The sequence below is a fragment of the Tianxiuia mixotrophica genome (genome assembly GCF_050596425.1).
In the GTDB taxonomy this organism is placed as follows: Bacteria; Bacillota; Clostridia; order Peptostreptococcales; family Acidaminobacteraceae.
On record NZ_CP192292.1, the window covers coordinates 2,491,446 to 2,511,537 of the forward strand.

General features: G+C 35.0%; 24 protein-coding genes. 23 read left to right on the forward strand and 1 reads right to left on the reverse strand.

The features are described from left to right. Positions 1-38: 38 nt before the first annotated feature. The 12 genes from ACQ4KW_RS10790 (at position 39) to ACQ4KW_RS10845 (ending at position 8,709) form a co-directional block, all read left to right on the forward strand. Positions 39-398 (forward strand): hypothetical protein, encoded by a 360-nt coding sequence (locus ACQ4KW_RS10790; RefSeq protein ID WP_430882480.1) that lies wholly within the window; start codon positions 39-41, stop codon positions 396-398. A 54-nt stretch (positions 399-452) separates the two neighbouring features. Then, positions 453-980, forward strand: a complete 528-nt coding sequence (locus ACQ4KW_RS10795; protein ID WP_430882481.1) for an AAA family ATPase — start codon at positions 453-455, stop codon at positions 978-980. Positions 981-1,037: 57 nt separating this feature from the next. Continuing rightward, on the forward strand, positions 1,038-2,048 hold the full coding sequence (locus tag ACQ4KW_RS10800; RefSeq protein ID WP_430882482.1) for a hypothetical protein: 1,011 nt from the start codon (positions 1,038-1,040) through the stop codon (positions 2,046-2,048). Between the two features lie 249 nt (positions 2,049-2,297). Further along, positions 2,298-2,858 carry a GNAT family N-acetyltransferase gene (locus ACQ4KW_RS10805; protein WP_430882483.1) on the forward strand — a complete coding sequence of 187 codons (561 nt, stop codon included), beginning with the start codon at positions 2,298-2,300 and terminating at the stop codon, positions 2,856-2,858. A gap of 102 nt (positions 2,859-2,960) precedes the next feature. Next, on the forward strand, positions 2,961-3,518 hold the full coding sequence (locus ACQ4KW_RS10810; protein WP_430886567.1) for a GrpB family protein: 558 nt from the start codon (positions 2,961-2,963) through the stop codon (positions 3,516-3,518). 330 nt (positions 3,519-3,848) lie between these two features. Then, entirely contained in the window at positions 3,849-4,499 is a 651-nt protein-coding gene (locus ACQ4KW_RS10815) for a TetR/AcrR family transcriptional regulator (RefSeq protein WP_430882484.1), read from the forward strand. Then, positions 4,465-5,244 carry a flavodoxin family protein gene (locus ACQ4KW_RS10820; protein ID WP_430882485.1) on the forward strand — a complete coding sequence of 260 codons (780 nt, stop codon included), beginning with the start codon at positions 4,465-4,467 and terminating at the stop codon, positions 5,242-5,244. Before ACQ4KW_RS10815 ends, ACQ4KW_RS10820 begins: the two co-directional genes overlap by 35 nt. A gap of 341 nt (positions 5,245-5,585) precedes the next feature. Continuing rightward, positions 5,586-6,008 carry a GNAT family N-acetyltransferase gene (locus ACQ4KW_RS10825; RefSeq protein WP_430882486.1) on the forward strand — a complete coding sequence of 141 codons (423 nt, stop codon included), beginning with the start codon at positions 5,586-5,588 and terminating at the stop codon, positions 6,006-6,008. A gap of 18 nt (positions 6,009-6,026) precedes the next feature. Continuing rightward, a complete protein-coding gene (locus ACQ4KW_RS10830) occupies positions 6,027-6,656 on the forward strand; it encodes a class I SAM-dependent methyltransferase (protein ID WP_430882487.1) in 630 nt (209 codons plus the stop codon). Positions 6,657-7,034: 378 nt separating this feature from the next. After that, entirely contained in the window at positions 7,035-7,292 is a 258-nt protein-coding gene (locus tag ACQ4KW_RS10835) for a hypothetical protein (RefSeq protein ID WP_430882488.1), read from the forward strand. A 540-nt stretch (positions 7,293-7,832) separates the two neighbouring features. Next, positions 7,833-7,970: a hypothetical protein gene (locus tag ACQ4KW_RS10840; protein ID WP_430882489.1), complete on the forward strand. Its 138-nt coding sequence runs from the start codon at positions 7,833-7,835 to the stop codon at positions 7,968-7,970. Between the two features lie 247 nt (positions 7,971-8,217). Continuing rightward, positions 8,218-8,709: a GNAT family N-acetyltransferase gene (locus ACQ4KW_RS10845; RefSeq protein WP_430882490.1), complete on the forward strand. Its 492-nt coding sequence runs from the start codon at positions 8,218-8,220 to the stop codon at positions 8,707-8,709. Between the two features lie 19 nt (positions 8,710-8,728). Here the strand turns inward: ACQ4KW_RS10845 and ACQ4KW_RS10850 are convergent, their stop codons facing one another. Continuing rightward, positions 8,729-9,739 (reverse strand): TRM11 family SAM-dependent methyltransferase, encoded by a 1,011-nt coding sequence (locus tag ACQ4KW_RS10850; RefSeq protein ID WP_430882491.1) that lies wholly within the window; start codon positions 9,737-9,739, stop codon positions 8,729-8,731. Positions 9,740-10,077: 338 nt separating this feature from the next. On the opposite strand from ACQ4KW_RS10850, the gene ACQ4KW_RS10855 reads away from it, so the two are divergent. The 11 genes from ACQ4KW_RS10855 (at position 10,078) to ACQ4KW_RS10905 (ending at position 20,041) form a co-directional block, all read left to right on the forward strand. Beyond that, positions 10,078-11,007, forward strand: a complete 930-nt coding sequence (locus tag ACQ4KW_RS10855) for a helix-turn-helix transcriptional regulator (RefSeq protein WP_430882492.1) — start codon at positions 10,078-10,080, stop codon at positions 11,005-11,007. 49 nt (positions 11,008-11,056) lie between these two features. Then, complete coding sequence (locus tag ACQ4KW_RS10860) at positions 11,057-11,671, forward strand: DJ-1/PfpI family protein (protein WP_430882493.1); 615 nt, start codon at positions 11,057-11,059, stop codon at positions 11,669-11,671. A 378-nt stretch (positions 11,672-12,049) separates the two neighbouring features. Continuing rightward, positions 12,050-12,817: a class I SAM-dependent methyltransferase gene (locus tag ACQ4KW_RS10865; protein ID WP_430882494.1), complete on the forward strand. Its 768-nt coding sequence runs from the start codon at positions 12,050-12,052 to the stop codon at positions 12,815-12,817. 357 nt (positions 12,818-13,174) lie between these two features. Then, positions 13,175-14,023 carry a PHP domain-containing protein gene (locus ACQ4KW_RS10870; protein ID WP_430882495.1) on the forward strand — a complete coding sequence of 283 codons (849 nt, stop codon included), beginning with the start codon at positions 13,175-13,177 and terminating at the stop codon, positions 14,021-14,023. A 257-nt stretch (positions 14,024-14,280) separates the two neighbouring features. Continuing rightward, on the forward strand, positions 14,281-14,700 hold the full coding sequence (locus tag ACQ4KW_RS10875) for a GFA family protein (RefSeq protein WP_430882496.1): 420 nt from the start codon (positions 14,281-14,283) through the stop codon (positions 14,698-14,700). 167 nt (positions 14,701-14,867) lie between these two features. Next, on the forward strand, positions 14,868-16,331 hold the full coding sequence (locus ACQ4KW_RS10880; RefSeq protein ID WP_430882497.1) for a nitrilase-related carbon-nitrogen hydrolase: 1,464 nt from the start codon (positions 14,868-14,870) through the stop codon (positions 16,329-16,331). After that, positions 16,328-16,867 (forward strand): LytTR family DNA-binding domain-containing protein, encoded by a 540-nt coding sequence (locus ACQ4KW_RS10885; RefSeq protein WP_430882498.1) that lies wholly within the window; start codon positions 16,328-16,330, stop codon positions 16,865-16,867. The genes ACQ4KW_RS10880 and ACQ4KW_RS10885 overlap by 4 nt, the downstream gene beginning before the upstream one ends. Before the next feature lie 2 nt (positions 16,868-16,869). Further along, the gene (locus ACQ4KW_RS10890; protein ID WP_430882499.1) at positions 16,870-17,289 is read left to right on the forward strand and encodes a hypothetical protein; all 420 of its coding nucleotides are present in this window, start codon (positions 16,870-16,872) and stop codon (positions 17,287-17,289) included. 323 nt (positions 17,290-17,612) lie between these two features. Next, the gene (locus ACQ4KW_RS10895) at positions 17,613-18,131 is read left to right on the forward strand and encodes an AAA family ATPase (protein ID WP_430882500.1); all 519 of its coding nucleotides are present in this window, start codon (positions 17,613-17,615) and stop codon (positions 18,129-18,131) included. A gap of 90 nt (positions 18,132-18,221) precedes the next feature. Further along, the gene (locus ACQ4KW_RS10900) at positions 18,222-19,028 is read left to right on the forward strand and encodes an MBL fold metallo-hydrolase (RefSeq protein ID WP_430882501.1); all 807 of its coding nucleotides are present in this window, start codon (positions 18,222-18,224) and stop codon (positions 19,026-19,028) included. A gap of 107 nt (positions 19,029-19,135) precedes the next feature. Further along, the gene (locus ACQ4KW_RS10905; protein ID WP_430882502.1) at positions 19,136-20,041 is read left to right on the forward strand and encodes a sugar phosphate isomerase/epimerase; all 906 of its coding nucleotides are present in this window, start codon (positions 19,136-19,138) and stop codon (positions 20,039-20,041) included. The last annotated feature ends 51 nt before the right edge of the window (positions 20,042-20,092 follow it).

The window sequence follows — 20,092 nt, forward strand, 5'->3', positions numbered from 1 at the left end:
TTACAATTTTACTTGACCAGAACAATTTATGGTGGAACTTGGCTGCCGTTGACAACAAGGAAAATTGGTTAAATGAATCATTTGCTGAATATGCTTGTTTACTAGCGATTAGGGAAATAATCAGTGAGGATGAGTATAATAGAATTCTTTTAGAATATGATAATGAAACTAAGGGTTTAGATTCAATTAGTAATTGTGATGTCAATCATGAAGATCATTTTAAAATCTGGTATATGAAAGGTCCATATATATTGTCAAATCTAGAAACTCAAATGGGCCGTTCGTGTTTTTTGGGGTTATTACAAGGAATAATTTTCAATCAAGTGAATACAACAAAAGGTGTTTCCATGTTGATGAAAAAGCGAAATAGAGATTACTTCAATAAACTGATTAGATGAGTTTGTAACGCAAAATATATTTGCAGATACAGGATAAATTAAAGGTGATTATAAATGGGGATCATTGTTTTTGGTTTAAATGGTTCGGGCAAAACAACACTTGCTAAAGAGTTAGCCCTTCAATTAAAGTATCCACATATGGATATAGAAGACTATTTTTTCTTAGAATCAAATATTCCATATACAAAGCAACGTTCAAAAGAGGAATGCCGCAAAATGATACTTGAAGATATAGAAAAACACGAAAATTTTGTTTTATCTATTGTTAATGGTGATCTTGGTGAAGAGATTTCATCCCATTATAAGTTGGGTGTTTTATTAGAAGTTCCCTGTGACATACGAGCTGAACGTGTGGAGAAGAGATCGGAAAACAGATTTGGGACTAGGGTAAAACCAGGCGGTGATATGTATGAATCAGAAAAGAATTTTCTTGAGTTTGTTAAATCACGAGACACAAAGACCATTGAAGAATGGTTAACTAAATTAAGTATTCCGATTTTGCGACTAGATGGAACGCAAGAAATTTCGGTAAACGTAGATAGTATCATAGAAAAATATTTGAAAATGGATACCAAATTGTGATAGAGAAAGAAGGGAGTATGTGTTTCAATATCCACTGGAATTTGTGAGGAAGAGCCTATGAGGTTAAAAATATTTAGAAATAATATTTTGCTTAATCCATTACAGACAATTATCATAGATCGTCCCTTTGAATTAAATGGCGACAAAATGTATGTATTAGCACTAACTTATGAAGATAACTCTTATTCTCTATGGGTAATGGATTGTTTATCGAGTGCAGTGGATGAACCAGATCGGATAATTGATCCTTTGAATGAAACGAACAGAAATAGACTTAAAAGAATAGATACATCAGGAGTGAGATCAATAGAGTCTATAGAAATTGGTGAATCAATTTTTAAATTTAATGGAAGTGTTACTGAGACTTTCGAGCACACTGGAAGTCAATCGTTGCATCATTTGCAGTATTTTATAGATAAAGGTGTTGAATTACACCAATGGGATAATGTTCACTTAGAGAAGATGCGACTGACTAGACACAAGAATTCTGAATCTCATCCGATGAGTGATATTAAATTAGATGATGAAGCAATAAAGTTAAACTTTGGATATTATCATAAAGATGTTGAGGTTTCCTATAAATACTCTGTTAATTTCAATTTAGATACACCAGTTAAGTTTAAATACTTTAATCCCTTCGAAAAAATAGATGAGTACTTTTATGTCCATAAATTTGAAATATATGATTTTGAAAAACATATCGACTCAATAGATAATGAAGAAAAATTTAAGAACCTGCCTAAAGAACATCTAGATAGAATGAAAAGTTCGATTATTAAATACGCTGAGGTTTTAAAGTCTAATAAATCTAGTTTGGTATTAATGACGTATGAGGCTGAAAGAGGATTGCCTTTCCAATCGACTGAGCTTTTGGATAGAAGCGTAGAGAAAGGTACACATGGTTCTAGCATTGGATTCATTTTTAGACCTGAGGAAGAGTTTGGCATTCATGGGAAGAAATTATTCATAGCCTCATTTCAAGATGTTCCAAACAATCAGCTAGAAGAAATAGAGTTTGAGTTACTTTCTGTATCAAAGATAGTCGAAGCATGCAGTGTTAACATTTAGAGTTATATAAATCATAGTAAGAGTAATTTTGAAATAACCCGAAAATACCTTCTTTTAACACAGCAGTATCTCGCCATTCACCCGGTGGAAAATGTGTTTGAAGTTTTACTCAACACTATATTATACCTAGAGGAATGTCTTTCAATTACAAGGCAAGCGAGCGTGAAACCCAGAATCGTTAGATAACAACTTCAAAAAGAGTGATTTGAATGATTAGGTTTATAAGAGATGTCTATAAAGGAGAATTATATGGTCAAAATACGCGAAGCTTTAATAAGTGATGTTTCTGGAATCGTGGATGTGAATATAAAAACATGGCAATCAGCTTATAAAGGAATCATAAGCGACGAAACGTTAAATAGATTGGATAGCAATAAAAGTTCAAGAATAGAGAGAAATATAAAAGAATTTGGACAACGCTTTGTTGAAGGCGAACGTGTATTGCAAGCCGTTGCAGAAAAAAATGGCAATGTGGTCGGGTTTGTATCTTATGGGAAATGTAGAGATGAAAAAACACTTTGCTTGACCACGTCAGCAGAGATATACGCCATTTATGTATTAGAAGAATATCAAGGAAAAGGTATCGGAAGAGATTTGCTCTGTTTTGCTTTTGATCAGCTTGAAAATACTAAAAAGTATAATAAAGTGCTTATATGGACTCTAAAAGATAATAGAAAAAGGTACTTTTATGAGCAGATGGGAGGTCAAAACAAGTTTAATAGATCAATTGAAATAGCGGGCGAAAGATTTGATGAAGTTGGATATCTTTATAATGATTTGAACATTGATCGAAAATATGTTGACAAGTAAATTGGATTAAATAATATAGAATCACCACTATGCTATTAATAAGAGAGCGTCATATTCAGGACTGCAAAAAGGAAGGTATCTTAGGTGAAAGAATTAGCTGATATGTCACTTGAAGAGTTATGGGCCTTGTTTCCGATAATCATAAAAGATCATAATGAGAACTATAGAGAGTGGTACATAGAAGAAATTAAAAGACTAGAAGAACTTATTGGTACAGAAAAGATTGATAGATCAAACCATATCGGGAGTAGTGCTGTACAAGGTCTAGTATCGAAACCAACAATAGACATTCTGTTAGAAATTAATGAAAATATTGAAATCGAGTGTATTAAGAAATCACTTATAGAAAACGGATGGATATTAATGTCATCATCAGATGAACCATATTTAAATTATGTGTTTAACAAAGGGTATACGAAAGCAGGTTTTGCTGAACGAGTGTATCACTTACATGTTCGTACCAAAGGTGATTGGGATGAATTATATTTTAGAGATTACCTGATTGATAATGATGATATAGCTGAGAAATATGGACAACTTAAATTAGATTTACAGTCAAAGCATAGAAATAATCGAGATGCCTATACTAAAAACAAGTCTGGTTTTGTAAAGAAATACACCAACATAGCACGTAATAAGTATAAAAATAGATATAAATGAGATCAACTATCGATCAGAATTTAAAGGTGATCACCTAGTACAGATTATTTAGATGCTTAAGGCGCCAGGTAACACAGCGTTGTCTCGCCACTCGTTTGTTGAAGACAAAGTGAGTTCCAGTAGCTGGTTTATTATAGTGACCTAGCTGTAGGTATTGAAGTAGACAGCAAACAAGCCTGAACCCCAGAAAAGTTAATAAAAAAATTATTCCGAAGTTCATAAAGCCGTCGCAGTGAAAATCTATAAGCACATGTAGATTTGACATTGCGTTTTTTTAATGATAGCATTTGAATATACAATTTGAATAACCATTCAAAAAGAGGTGAGTACATGCCATATGCAAGATTATCAAATTTAACTGAAGAAAAACGAACGCGTATTATGGAAACAGCTATTAACGAGTTTTTGGAGTTCAATTTTCAAACGGCTTCAATTAACCAGATCAGTAAGAAAGCCGGGCTTAGTGCTGGAGCGCTCTATTACTACTTTGAAGACAAAGAAGATTTATTCTACACATCACTAGAATATGTAACTATGCGACTTATGACTGAAATTGGTGATATGGATCGTAATTTCGAAGAAAATGGATATTGGGAGAGTATAGAGTCATTTGTAAATAAACGGTTAGAGTTTACGGTTACTTATCCTAAGTATATGAAGTTATTCAGTAGGATTTTGAACTCAACTGATCCAGTTGAATCAAGAGGAAAAGAAAAGTTGCTTCAGCCATTCCATCAGATCTTTACTTATGGATATGAGAATGGCTATATAAGAACTGATTTACCAAGAGATCTTATGTTTAGCATTCACATGAACTTGATATTGTCTGTGACTAAATGGAGCCTAGATGAGCAACTTCTAAAAAATCAAAAGTTATCAAATTTAGAAGAATTAAGTGAAAAAATTATAAAAATGATAAAGTCTGCCGTTGGAAAGGAAGCGTATCATGAAAAAGATACTAGTGCTGTCGGGGAGTTCTAGGAAACGAGGCATAGGTGTTCAGACTTTGGAAATGTTCGAGGAGAATTTTTCCAAGAATGACTACGAGTTTGAAATAGTGCATTTGTCAGATTATGAAATTAACTATTGTAAAGGGTGCACAGTTTGTTTCAAATTGAGTGAAGAAAAATGTCCTCTCAAAGATGATGTGAGCTTGATTGTAGATAAAATGGATAAAGCGGATGGCCTAGTCATAGTATCACCAATATATGGAATGAATATATCAGGACAATTAAAAACGTTTTTAGATAGAACCGCATATCTACTTCATCGTCCACGACTTTTTACAAAACATGCATTTATAATTGTGTCCACAGACTTAGGAGGCATAAAACCAGTAGGTGGATATTTAAAGTATATGATGAATGCATATGGTGTGAATAATGCAGGTTCAATTGGAGCATGTTCATATTTGTTCAATGGCAGTGAAATGTATAGAAGTGAACTGCGAAATAAACTTAGAAAAGCTGCAAAGAAGTTTGAATTGGAATTAAACAGAGAAAAATTTTATCAGCCAAGTTTCAGTCAAATTGTAAGATTTAAAGGATGGCAGGCAAAAAATAAACACTCGAAAGAGAGTTATCGTGAGGATTATAATTACTGGAAGGAAAAAGGTTGGTTTGAGTCTGATTATTACTATCCAATAAAACTGGATGGCCTTAAGAAAATAATGATAAAGCTCATTTCAATGAGAATTAATTCTGTGATTAGCCGCAAAATAATATAATCTAATGAATTATCATATTATATGTCCATTCCCAATCCACCTCGTTTGTTTAAAACGAGGTTTTTGTTGTGTAGCAAATAATGGTAATATAGTTAATGATAAGACTTTTCCAAATACAATTTGGATTCTCAGCAAGGACAGCTTGCACATTTAAAGTATGTGGCACTTCATCATAATGATCATGTGAACCACTGCATTTCAAATCGATTGGCTCTGTCTAAAGTGTGATTTTTTTAATGAGCTAATACAATTTTGATATAAATGAAGTTTATATGAGCGAGAAGTTATGCTTGAAATTTCATTAATAAAACAGAATTATACTATGTAAAGGTGTGATTAGAATGATCAAAAGACTTACAATAAATGACCTGAACTTAATTGAAATATTTATCAGTACTCAAAACAAAGTCGGTTTCAATGGAGAAAGAGTTGAGTCATTTCTCAAAAACAAAGCCAATTATTTTCTAGCTTATATCGAAAAGAATATGATCGTTGGATATGCGATAGCTTATGTACTTCAGCGTTATGATGGTAGAGAAAGTATGATGTATCTTCATGAAATTGAAGTTGCAGAAACTTCAAGAAAGCAAGGAATAGGCAAGGCTCTTTTATCAGAGATGAATCGAATTTGTGGTGAGAATGATTTTATGAAATTATTTCTTATTACTAATAAATCAAATAGACCTGCAATTGCTCTTTACGAATCTCTTCAAGGTGAAACGTATAGCGATGATGATATTGTATACACATTTAAGTTAGAATAATATTTTCGGGGGGCGTCAATGGAAAAACATGAAAAGGTTTATATTCAGCTAAAAGAAAGCGGTTTTAAAGGATGGGGTGGAAAGAATTATGATAATAGAATGGTTGGTTGGGAAAAGCAAATACAATTGATTAAGGAAGTCGTTGGCGACGATGTGGAAAGTATAGCTGAATTTGGATGCGGAGCAGGTGACGTCTCGATCAAGTTAGCGCAAGAAGGATTCCGTGTTACAGGAATCGATATTTCTCCAACAGCAATAGAATGGGCAAAGACCAAAATAGGTGAATTTGATTTAGACATTGAATTTATAGCAAGTAGTATTTGTAGTGAAGATCTACTACTAAACAGAGAATTTGACATGGTGATTGACGGGAATTGCATTCACTGTCTATTTGATGATGATCGAAATAGGTTTTATTATAATGCAAAGCGAATATTGAAATCAGGCGGATACTTATTTATGAGCTCAGCTATAAAAGAAAATGATGAAGACGAAACACCATCGATTTCGTCAATTGAAAGATGTGTCATTACAGAAGAAGCACTTCGAGATGAACTTGATACAATGGGATTTGAAAAAGTGAAAGACTGGATTAGTCATGAAAACCACAGACATTATTATGGTCTGTATACTTTACTAAAAGACTAGTTCTTGGTGAAACAAACAACATAATAAAACATGAGATTTTGCCTAAACAGTATCAGAAATTAGACAAATTAATAAAAAATACTCAATGAAGAGCAGTACGATAAGTTTAATATGACTGGGAAATTATTATTTTTAAATCGTCCTTTTATCCTAAGATTAAAATACACCGGAGGTAATGGTTTTAAATGGGTATCTATATAAAGTAAGGCTTATCAAGGAGATATAGAAATTTCGTAAATGCGGGCACTGCTATGAACAGTGACAATTCATTATTAATTTCACTGTTGGATTGTTCTAATCAAACATTGAATTAAGCAAATAAATAACGAGCTTGAGAGGAAGAAGTATTGTTAATCACTCAGTATAATATGAAATGAGATGATGAATGTGTTAGCCGTAGAATATTACTTTATAAAAGAATCGGTTGATGTTGAAGAAGTTAATCAGATGCTGAAAAAAGGCTATAAGTTGATCAATACGTATGTGAAATTCAATCAATTAGGAGAAGGGAGAATCGAAGAAATACTTTGCTATGTTCTTGGTGTAGACAAAGAAAAATATGAGCATTTAGCAGAAGTACAGAAGGCAGAACGTTCTCCTACAGGTTGGCAAAACGAGTATAAGAGCGAAAAGTAAAATAAGGATCTCTTTAACAATGCGGTAACCAGCAAGCTCCTATCATCTAATCATAGGGACTTGCTGGTTTAATTGCATAAAACAAATATAACATATAGATACCTGTATTCAGTAACTATTTAAAAATAGTACAAGGACACTCCTGAATACATCTAATATACTCCCAAAATAACATTTTTAGTGATTGCATATGAAAAAAGTGTTACGTGTTGTTGAAGCGGGCGGCTATGCAGATTTTGTAATCATTCTGGAGCACAAAGAGCAGAATGTAAGCAGTACTGCAGCCTTTTACCTATAAGGTGAAACTATTGTTGGGGAAAAACTGACATCAATACCGGCCAAGTTTTGACCAAACTCATTCTCTCATATTGTTTCAACGATCCATCTACCTCGTTGGTTAAATAACGGGGTATTACTATATGCACAAATAATGGTAAAATAGACAATAGAAAGTTGATTCCTTAACAGCGTCATTGAAGGTGAAAACGATAAATATACAGTGGATAAAAATGTATAAATATAACCATATGAGGACTGCTCATGAATAATGATATTATTAAGGCCTTAATATATATGGATATGCAAGAAATTAAGAGGATAGAAAAAGCGGACTTACATAAGCACTTTGCCCTGGAGGTAATTGAAAACACATATTTAAATCCACTGGTATTGATATAGAGATTCGTCATAGCCCTTAATAATCAATGAAATCTATGCACAATTGGTATCAGAAGAATATTGAATCGATATTTGACTCTAAAGAAATGCGAATTCAGTTGCTAGAGTGATGTGAGTAAGGAATATGAAGGATTGTATACAGCGGGTACTTTATCTGCTAAAGCGCTCAATGATATCCGCCTAAATGGTCTAAAAAGAAGAACACAAAGATGAGGAAAACAAATGAACGAACAAGAGGATATTTAAAATGAATGGAAATATGAATATAAGAGTTGAAAAAGGAACTATGGCCTTCCTAGAAGACTGTAAAGATGCACTGATACATTCAGAGCTTGGCAGACAGTATTTTAGTGGTGGTAAGGGTGCAGAAGAAGCAATCCTAGAAGGATTAGAACGTGATGGATTGTACGTTGCACTCTTAAATGATACCTGTGTAGGGTTTATGTATTACATACCCCAAGGCGCATTCCATGCATTTTCATACCTGCATTTAATTGCTATAAAAGAAGACTTTAGAGGTCTTGGCATTGGAAGCATGTTGATAAAACACCTAGAAAAACTGGTTTTCGAAAATAACGGCAAAGTCTTTCTTGTGGTCGCTGATTTCAACCCCAGAGGAAAGAAATTCTATGAAACGCTGGGATATTCTAAAGTAGGAGAAATACCTAGTCTGTACAGAGAAGGTATAACCGAACATTTAATGATGAAAGCCAAGCGCTGTGGAAAAAATGACACGTAATATTGCCTAATATTTAGGATCAAAGAACAATAGGCATAGACCGCTTAGAGTCTACAGTAGCCAAAACCTGACTTGCTGTTTTTCCAAAATCATTGACACAGACATAAATAAAACGTGTGAATTCTCTGTTCACACTTTTAATACAGGCACACGTATCGACAATTTTAGTTGGTTCATCTGTTAAGAGGTTCAAAATGTTTTTCGAAGATACAATAATGGTTCTATTAGAAATACGAAGGGCATTTTGAATAATCAATCTTTCTTCTTCAGGTGTGATCTTGCTGTATAGCCCATAAGGCAAGTCAATTATAGCACTATCGAAGTGGTTTTCAACCAGTTGAATAGGCAACTTTTGGACCATGACATTATAGTTGAAATGCTCAAGATTGCTTCTGGCATTTCTAGCAGTTTTCCAACTAATATCAGATCCTGTTATATTATAGCCTGCAAAATAACCTTCCATAAGAACAGTTCCTGCACCACAGCAAGGATCGATCAAGGTTCGCGTCGTATCTCCTTGACCAGCTAGATTGACTAAAACTTTCGCCATAGTGATTTTTAAGGAGTTTGAGTAAGTGTAGGGTCTCTTGTTATGTTTTTTCCATTGATTGGAGTTTTGAAGAAGCTTACCAAAATACCACACACCTTGAAAGTGTGTTAGCCCATACAGAAAATCTGGATTGGTGTAATTTGGAGTGGCCTTTACCATTCCTATAATTTCCTTACATAAAGTATTTCTTCGAGCTGCAAAAGAATCACCGCGAGTAAGCTTAATATATTTAATCTTGTAATTGTCTTCAATGTGTCCTTGATCTCTTATCTGTTGAATTAATCTTGTGTGATTCACATCACTAAAGAGTATTTCCAATCTATTTTTGATAAAGGGGCTATGGGATGGATTGATTTTGTTTTTAGAAAAGAACACTTTCCCCTCAAAGTCTTGACCAAAAAGTGATCGCTGTTCAATAGAAGAAAGGGATTTTTCATATTCTGAATAATTGGTGTTATAAAGGTATTGTATATTTGCCACATGAGCCTCCGAATATTGGTGAGAGAATAAAGCACTAAGACATAATTCTAGCACTATATAATTTGGTATACAATAGTGTAAACTTGAAACTCTTATAAGTATTTGCTTTGCTGCTGTAAAATACCAGCTGAAAATTCCTTAGTGTATTATAGTAAGAATTTTTAAATGAAGGACCTAATAGTGTGTTTTATATGAATCAGATAAATTAAATGATTTTAATGAATCCTAGAATTGATAACATATGATTAAAGGTGAGGTTCATACGTTGGGAATGTGAGAGATTGAGACTTCACAAGATAGTAAAGATGATACTTTAGAGAATATTAGGGGGACCAACTATGAAAATTGAAAGATTAATAGGGATCGTGTTCTATTTGATCAACAGGAAGCTTGTGACAGCGAATCAATTAGCTGAGCATTTTAATGTTTCAAAGAGAACTATCCTTAGAGATATTGATGTTTTAACGCTTTCAGGTTTTCCTATATACTCTGAAATCGGTTCCAAAGGCGGCTATTCAATGAGTCCGGATTATCGGGTAAATGAAAAAATTCTCGATCTGTCAAACACGCAGTATATGTTGCTTGCACTTAAAAGCTTGAAAAGTGTTTATGGTGAGAACAAAGTCATTGAAACTTATGAAAAGGTTAAGCATATTTACGATTTAGGAATCGAAGAATCACATATAGATATTGATTTTTCAATCATTAATGAAAACGAGAGTGTCATTTCTAAAGTATCAGAACTTCGTACTGCACTTATAAAAAAGCAGACAATTTTGTTCGAATACACGAATCAAAAAAGCCAAAAACGCCTGGTAAAAGGTAATGTCATATATGTTTATTACAAATGGTATGCATGGTATGCATTCGTCCATGATCTTGGAAAAGATATGAATTTAATGTTTAAAGTCGTGCGAATGGACAATATACAAGTGACAAACGACTATTATACAAATGTTTATGATGCTAAAAAACTCCTTGAAGTCTATAGCCAAAGCAACCAAAACGAGAAAATTCCGGTGGTTATGGAGTATCCAGCTGAGTGCGAAAAACTGGTTACTGAGTATTTTGGAGGCGTTATTATAGACAGCCAAAACAAAGTTATCAAACGGAAAATTCACATCAAAGAAGACGATTTTATGATATTTTCTCTCATACTAGGTTTAGGTGACAAGGTAAGAATTGTGTCTCCAAGCTCATATCGCGAAAAAGTGGTTGAGCATTTAAGAGCGTCCATATTGAAAAACACTTTGAATGGTGACATATAGTTGTCATCAATACTATGCTAATATGTTCCCATACTAGAAGGAGGAACATATGAAAACTATTTATATTTATCTACTGGACTCAATGGCTGAATGGGAAATAGGCAATATACTACAAGCCGTTAGCATGGAGAAAGCTGTGCGAAAAGAAGAACCCGAGTATCAAGTTAAGACCTTTGGCTTAACAAGAAATTCCGTTAAAACAATAGGTGGATTAAGACTTATACCAGACTTATCTATTGATGAAATCATTGAAGAAGATATGGTGGCTTTACTCTTGCCCGGTGGGGAGACCTGGTCAGATAAGATGCATGATGAGGTTTTAGATAAGGCTGAAGAAACACTGAAAAAAGGCACTGTCGTTGGGGCAATATGTGGAGCAACATTAGCCATTGCCGAGCGTGGTTTACTCGATAAATATAAGCATACCAGTAATTCTATTGATTATTTGTCCTATTTTTCAAAAACATATCAAGGTCACAGTCATTATGTGGACACATTGGCAGTTTCTGATCAAAATCTTATAACAGCAAGTGTGGCAGGAGGCCTGGAGTGGGCTAAGTTGATTATTGAAAGTCTAAAAATTTACCCTGATGGCAAAACTGATTTGTGGTACAAATTTTTCAAAACAGGTAAGGCTGAATATTACATGCATTTGATTTCATGAGCCGATGTGTGGTCTTAGCTAAAAATGTCCTGAGAATTTTATTATAGTAATTTGGCCAACCGTCTTCATAACATGAGGACACTCAAATACACATGTAAAATGTCTTGCAGTGAAAAGGCTAAGGAAACATTGTCCTTGTTTTCGCCACCAGCAAGTAACGTGAAAATTACAGAATTGAGTATGGAACCTAGTCATCTATATAATACTATATAGATGCACTCGCATAGAATAATTGGAGGTTTTCATGAAATTACAACGAGGTAACAGCTCAGTACAGTTGATTTAATCTGATAACACACTGTGTTGAGCTAAAAATCTGTTATCAGTCAGCTGTGCTTCTTTAATTGTCCGTAAATGGTTAAAGAAAAGGAGATTCAAATGAATCATAATGAGCTGAAAAAACTATGGCATGAAGATGAGAAGATTGAAATAATCGGTTGGGACTTCTCACATATTAAAGATAGAAAAAAATCAGAGGCACTCCCTTGGGATTATAAGGCTATCATCGATGACTATTTAAGTGATGATATGACTTTGCTTGATTTAGGAACAGGTGGAGGTGAGTTCTTGCTAACTCTTGATCATCCATATGAGAAAACGGCTGTTACAGAAGCTTATGGTCCAAATTATGAAATTTGCAAAAGTCGTCTTCAACCTCTAGGCATAATGGTCAAATATGGTGATTACACCTGTCCACTTCCTTTTGAAAGCAGGAGTATGGACATGATTATCGACAGGCATGAATCCTTCAATTTAAAAGAAGTCCATCGGGTGTTAAAGGCAGGTGGACTCTTTATCACTCAACAGGTGGGGAAAAGAAATAATATAGAAATCTCTAGATTTGTTCTTGATGCCCCGCACTTGGAATTTGAGACTGAAAATGAGTTTGATAATGTATTGCAGCAGGCTAAAACTTTAGGATTTGATGCAATAAAAAGCCTGCAGGCACAACCGGTTTCAAAATACTATGATGTAGGTGCGTTTGTTTATTTGGCAAAGATTATTGAATGGGAGTTTCCAGACTTTTCTGTTGAAAAATGCTTCGATCGCCTACTTGAACTGAACGCTCTAGTGGAGAAAAAGGGCTACTTTGAATCAGTGGAAGATCGATACATTATGGTACTCAGAAAAATGGGAAATATATAGCTTTGATAGGACTCGGGCTTTAAAAAAATTGAATTAGAGCATATAAGAGGACGCGCCTCCATATAACACAATGGGGCGTGTTTTCCTATAGCAGAATAAAGTCATACCAGAAGAATCACTACAATTGCTAATCCAAAGCAAATAGGGTTAATGGCAGGCCCCTTATTTAAATATAGTAATGCCCTGCTTATGGAAAGTATTTCAAAACACAAATGTATATATGTCATATTAATGCTAAAATATAGTATGTACAATTTATAAGAAGCCTATTACTTAAATCCCTAATTATTGAGAACTCTTAGAACAGGTCATTAAATTGAGTGATCAATAAAAAACGATTGTTTGAGGAGACTGTTTATGAACCACACTGAAAAAAAGTTTATTGATTTACATATACACAGCACAGTGTCAGATGGCACATGGACGCCGAGTGAAATTGTGAAAGTCATAAAAGAAAAAAACGTTGAAATATTTGCTATTACAGATCATGATGATACAAGTGCTGTCATGGAAGGAGAAGTCCTTGCCAAGAAGTCTGGTTTAAATTTCATACGTGGTGTTGAGATTTCAAGCACATTTGAATCTGACTGGGAACATATCTTAGCTTATGGGATTGACGTGGATAACGCTCCACTTCAACAACTATTGATGGAAAACAGAAATAAAATTCTTGAAAAAGACAATGCATCTATTAAACATTTAAAGAATCACGGTTATAATGTCTCCAACAATGAGTATATGGATTATATCAATGATAAACGTCGCGGCGGTTTTAAGCTTTTAAACTATCTGATTGATAAAGGCATATGCGAGGACGTTCGTGACTTTTTCAATAGATTCGCTGAAATAGAAGAGGTGACCAATTTCCCTGAATATAGGTCTGTCAAGGAGGTTGTTGAAATAATAAAACGTGCTGGTGGTATCCCTGTCCTTGCTCATCTTTTTTATACGAACCGCAACTACGACAATATTAATGCTCGGCTTAATCAATTCGTCGATCAGGGGATAGAGGGGATTGAATGTTATCATCCGAGCCATGATTTGAATGTTTCTGCTGAATGCATTGCGTTTTGCAGGAAAAATAATCTGATTATGACTGTTGGATCAGATTGTCATGGGGCGTTTGTACCAAGCCGTATAATAGGTATGCACTCCATACGTGTGGAGGACATTGAAATCGGTCAGCTCAAAGAACATATCATTTGAATACAATCATGTGTTCAAATGATGAATGGTTTGGTAAATAAGCGAGTGGATAATACTGCCTGTGCTTGATACCGGAGTGGCAAACCAAGATAAGCCTCTGTTTAGTCCTTAAGTTCAAGGTGGTTTTGAGAATTCTCATTGTGAAATACGCTTTTGTTATTTCAAACGGTAAATTTGGAAAATGTCAATGAATGATAGTGAATGGTTTGATAAAGAGTAACGATTTACTGCTTTGTTTATAAAAGGAGGATTATAAAATGGAGTATAAGGGGTCATGTCTATGTAAGGCTGTTCGTTTTAAAGTGGTGGGGTCATTTGATGATTTTTACTTATGTCACTGCAAATACTGTAGAAAAGACTCAGGATCCGCCCATGCAGCCAATCTTTTTGCTTCTCATGCAAGTTTAACTTGGCTTCAGGGTCAAAGTGAGGTTTCAACTTTTCATTTAAAAGATACGAACCATTCAAGGAGTTTTTGTCGTATTTGTGGGTCAGCCCTACCTAATCTTCAAATGGATGGTGAGCTCATAGTTGTGCCAGCAGGTTGTCTGGATACGCATCTTGATAAAGAACCTGATGGTCACATTTTTATCTCTAATAAGGCCAACTGGGATGTAAACCTATATAAAATAAAACACTTTGATAAATTTCCAGTTGCAACACCATCCAAGGAATAAAGGGTGGTTTCATATTTATATACAATGATAATGTATAGACTTTTATTACGAGGAAACACAGTGGAGATAATGTCCCTTTCACATTAAAAAATGTCCCTTTTATAGCTTATGACCGGTCAAAATACAGCATGACTGATACTATAAGCTTATCGAAAGGAGTGCTTATAATGAAAAAGCATAGACACGTATTAATGTATATATTAGCAATTGTTTCAATGGCACTGAGCAATGGAAAGTACTTATATGCTCCGGCCGCTTTTGTTTTTCCCTTATTATTTCTCATGTCATTTAAAAAGGAGACTTTTAAAAAATCATCGCTCATGCTTGTTTTAGGTCTTGCTGTAGGCAACGCCATAAGTTTTCATGGCATGTTGCCAGACGTGGGCATGAAGTATTTGCATGCGCTGCCATTTCTGGCTGGGGCACTTATGGCGCCTGCCTTCATTGCGCAAATGTACGCTTTTAAGAAATCAAAATCATATTCAATGGTTCTCATTTTACCAAGTCTCTATACCCTTATGGATTTTCTCAATTCTAAGTTCAATCCATTCGGTGGATTTGGATTATTAGGCTACTCACAGCATAACTTTTTAGCACTGGTCCAGTGGGCATCTGTTTTTGGAGCCATTGGACTGACATTTCTTATAATGCTCTTTGGGTCTGCAACATTTTGGCTGGTTAAAGAGAATAAATTCACTTATCCCAACAAACATCTAGTCATATATGCTTCAATAATAGTCGCTGTTTTAGGTTTTGGCATGGTTAGATTATACACGCCAAATGTATCTGACACGTTTAAAGTGTCAGGCCTTCACACTCTTGATAGAACTGTAGATGAAACGGCTGACTTATTTTCAGACTATGCCGATAATCCAAATAAATTTATTGAGGCATCAAATGCAAATTTGGATAAAGTCCTTACTTTAACAATAAATGAGGCACAAAGTGGCGCTGATGTGGTCAACCATGCAGAAGCCACAATTGTTTTATCCCATAAAAACAAAGAGCTCGGTATAGAAAAAATTAAAAACACAGCAAGAAATCAAGGTATTGTTATAGTTACTACGATTTATGTTTTAAACCCACCACCTGAGAAAAATGAAAATGTCTTGCTGATCATTGACGAAACGGGTCAAGTGGTGGTTCGACATTATAAATATGGAGGAAATGAGTTTGAAGGCTCTGTGAAGGGCAATAGAGTCATTGAATCCGTCGAAACCACACATGGGCACATAGCTGGTATAATATGCTGGGATAAAGACTTTCCATCGACAGTTGCTCAAGTGGGTAGACGAATTACAGACACACTCTTTATTCCATCCGCAGACTGGGAAGCCATTTCTCCATATCATGCCATTGTCGGAACATTTAGAGGTCTTGAGAATGGTGCTAATGTTGTCACACAAACTGTCAATGGCATGTCTATGATTGTGGATTATAAGGGTCGTGTCATTAGTGAAATGGATCATTTTCAAAATAAGACTTGGATCAACCGAGGAGACTTGCCTGTGCATACTGCAAGTACCATCTATCCGCATATAGAGCCCTATTTAGGGTATGTACTTATCATACTATTGGGATATGCGCTGTTTAAGCTAAAAGTATCAAAAGATAATGAAGGAGTCATATGAAACTGGGACTGATATGTGATGACAATTTCAAGAGTGAAATTTCTGAAATAGCTTCATCTAAAGGCATTACCTTTTATGATAATCCCGACTTGTTCATCGTTCAATCAGGGAGGGAAGGGCCGTACTTACCTTGCATCGTCTTTGACACGAAAGATGGTAAACAGGTTTTAAGTATAATTGAAACATTAAGCCATACGGCTCAGACCAATAAAATCATCGGCTATGATGATGAAACGATGCATATTACTGATTTGAAAGATATACTTTACTTTGAAGCCAAAGAGGCCTGTGTGTATTTTGTGACTGAAAAAGAGGCATTAAAGATTAAAGAGAAACTTTATGAAATTGAACACAAAATTATGCATGCTGGCTTTATTAGAATCAGTCGGTCTGTAATCATTAATATTGATAAAGTCAGCACCATAGCGCCTTGGTTCAATAGAAGGCTCTTAATCACTTTTGAAGGTGTGGACTTAACAGTTGAAGTTTCAAAAAAATATGTTTCTGACTTTAAAAGATTTCTAGGAATGGGGTAACTATGGGAAGGATAATTACTTTTATAAGAAACAGTCTCCTGCTTGGATTTTTTATAGCCTTCGCAATTGATCTTATAGGGGACCTGAGCCTACTGAACGATTTAAACCTATATGTGTTCTCAATGATATTGTCCATGGTTACTGGGGCAACAGTTGAAATTGTTTACAAGAAGGTGATCATACGCAAGCATGTTTCACCCTTTACCAAAATCCTATGCGTATATGGTATTACTGCGTCCATATACACCTTCGCCAATGGTCTCTTCTTAGGTCTTGAAATATTGACAAATGGTTTGTTTTATCTGTATGGATTTCTTATATTAATTTTGGTAACACCTATGTTTTATTTCGTAAACAATCAGATGAAAACCTATGAGCATCATCTTAGTATTAAGAAAAAATCAATTGATCTAAGGGATTAGCAAGATTTGATGTCCTAAATGTTAAAAAAGAACAAATAAAACGGATAAGTGTTTTGCCTAAAGAGCTGGTTTTGATCATAGTTCTTGAGGCAAGGCACTTTTTTATATGCATCATAAACAGATCAGATAAATCATATCCATCCACTCCCTATACTGGCAAATATTAAGATTAGAAGACAAGACCTATGTCCAAATTGTGTGAAAGTTAAATAATGTTAAAATAGGAAAAGAACATATTGGTTGGAATCACTGATATGCCGATAGAAATTACATTCTAATTTCTATATTTTATAACGTCTTTCTAAAAGTTTGGGGGCTCGAATATGATCATATGGCTAAATGGTGCTTTTGGCAGTGGAAAAACAAGCGTTTCAAAAGCACTCAAAAAAATGTATCCAGAACTTGCAATATTTGACCCGGAAGATGTGGGACAATTCATAAGACAAAATCTGCCTGATGGAGATCACCACTCAGACTTCCAAGATCATGGCCTTTGGAGAACTTTAAACTATGAAATTATCCACCACCTCGATCAGTCCCATGAACATCCAGTCATTATTCCCATGACTCTTGTGAGTCGAGACTACTATACAGAAATTATTGAAAGACTTAGAAACGGGGGAACAAAGGTAAGGGTGTATGCCCTCTTGGCCTCAAAAGAAACCATCCATTCACGCCTATTAGAAAGAGGAGATCCGCTAAACTCATGGGCTTTTCATCAGACTGACCGCTGTCTTGATTTCTTCAAGGATGATAAAGATGGTATTCAGCTTGATAGTGAGCGAATGAATGTAAATGAAATTGCACAACTCATTTTAGAGGACATTAATACCCGTGATTAATGAAAATAAAGATGAAAAGAAAGAAGTGGCATTCATTTTGTAAAACATGTCTTAGAATATACTAGGAAGGTAAAAGGGAGGTTTTGATACATGAAATTAAAGATACTAGGCAGTGGTGGCGCTATGCCCACACCAAGACCCTTTTGCCAGTGTGATCTGTGCCAGAAAGCCAGATTGGAAGGAGAGCCTTACAAACGTAACAGCAGTTCTCTTTACATTGAAGCTGCCCTTGCGGTCATAGATTGTCCAGAAGATATTGGCGACTCCTTAAACAGAAGGATGATAGACAGGGTTGACAATCTATTTCTAACTCATTGGCATCCAGACCATACTTTCGGGCTTAGACCCATTTTGGAAGCCAATTTTGATTTTATAAACAACAAGACAAGCAAGGTAATGAACCTATATATGCCAGAAAAAGTTTATGAACAAGTGAATAAGGTCTATCCAAATTTCTACTATTTTGAACACATAGCAAAAATGTGTGTGGTACATAAGCTCAATCATATGGAATCGGTCCAGATTGGTCCCTGTAAGATAACCGCTATTGGATTCGAAGGAGAATGTTCAAATACATTTGGATACTTAATCGAAGAAAGTGGTCGAAGTGCTTTATATGCCCCTTGTGACACCATCAGTTTTAATTATGACATCCATAATGATCTAGATTTATTAATAAATGAGTGTGGGATTCTATCACCTGAAGTTGAAACTGAACAGTCGTTTGATAGCCTTATGCAGGTCATTTCTAAGCTAAATATTCAAAGAACAATTTTAACCCACATTGAAGAAGTTGAGTTGCAGCGCTATGGCATGCCTTATTATCGGGCCCTTAAAGACAAGTATAAAGATATTAACTTTGACTATGCATATGATGGTATGGAAATTGAACTGTAGTCGTAGTGATCTAAGATCCGGCAATATGAAAAATCAATAGATGTATCATTCCGCTGGCCTGTGAAGCGGTTTATAAATTTGGTCTTAATAAGTTAGGGAGGGTATAAATGGAAAATTTTATGATTGGACATTATGGTGTGTTCAGCTCAGAAAAACAAGAGCGGGACTTCAAAAATAATTTCTGGGGTGTAGAAGCCTGTCTACTGCAGAATGAAGAAGAAGTTGAAAAGCTTATGGAAACAAAAAAGAAAAATGATTTCCATATCGGAATCCACTTTCCACTTAGGTCTGGTGTATGGTCCCATAGAGACCCCCAGTATCTTTCTTTAAACGCTGATACGTATAAAGCCTCCTACGATTACATGAATAAGGAACTGGACTATGCGATAAAAATATCTCCTTCATATGTTTTAATCCACTATCCCAAACCAGTAGTGTTAGACCCAAGAGTGGATTGGCATGGATGGGGTTGGCGTTTTAGTCATCCGACAGAATTCATATGTGCATCTGACTTTGACAAAGAAAGTTTTCTAAAAAAAAGCAGGAATTTTTTCCACTGGTTTTCACACGCCGCAAAAAAGTATGATTTTGAGCCTATAATTGAACTGGATGCCATTCCTCCTTACTTGTATGAGCAAAATCTTTTAAGTGTATTACTGGAAGAGTATCCCATGATAAAAGTCTGTGCAGACATTGGTCGCCTGCATTTACAAGACAAAATCGACTGCAATTTTGATCCATTTGCATTTTTAAAGTCCATAAAAAGGCATGTCACCCAAGTGCGCCTTTGGAATATTAAAGTGGCAGACAAAGTAGAGTACAGCCATTATCCAGCCCTCCCAAATTTAATTGTCGAAGATGGATGGGCAGACATCGAGAAATACTTTAATATTCTAAAACAGTGTCCCGTTAAACCCAGGATACTTTTTGAACATGACTCCAGCCTGATTAGTAAAAGTGATCTTGAATCATGTTACGAGTGGGTTTTAACAATGCAAAAGCAGGGGCAATAAGGATGAATCAAAGGACAGATATTTATAATTTTAATTTCAATATCGTATTTT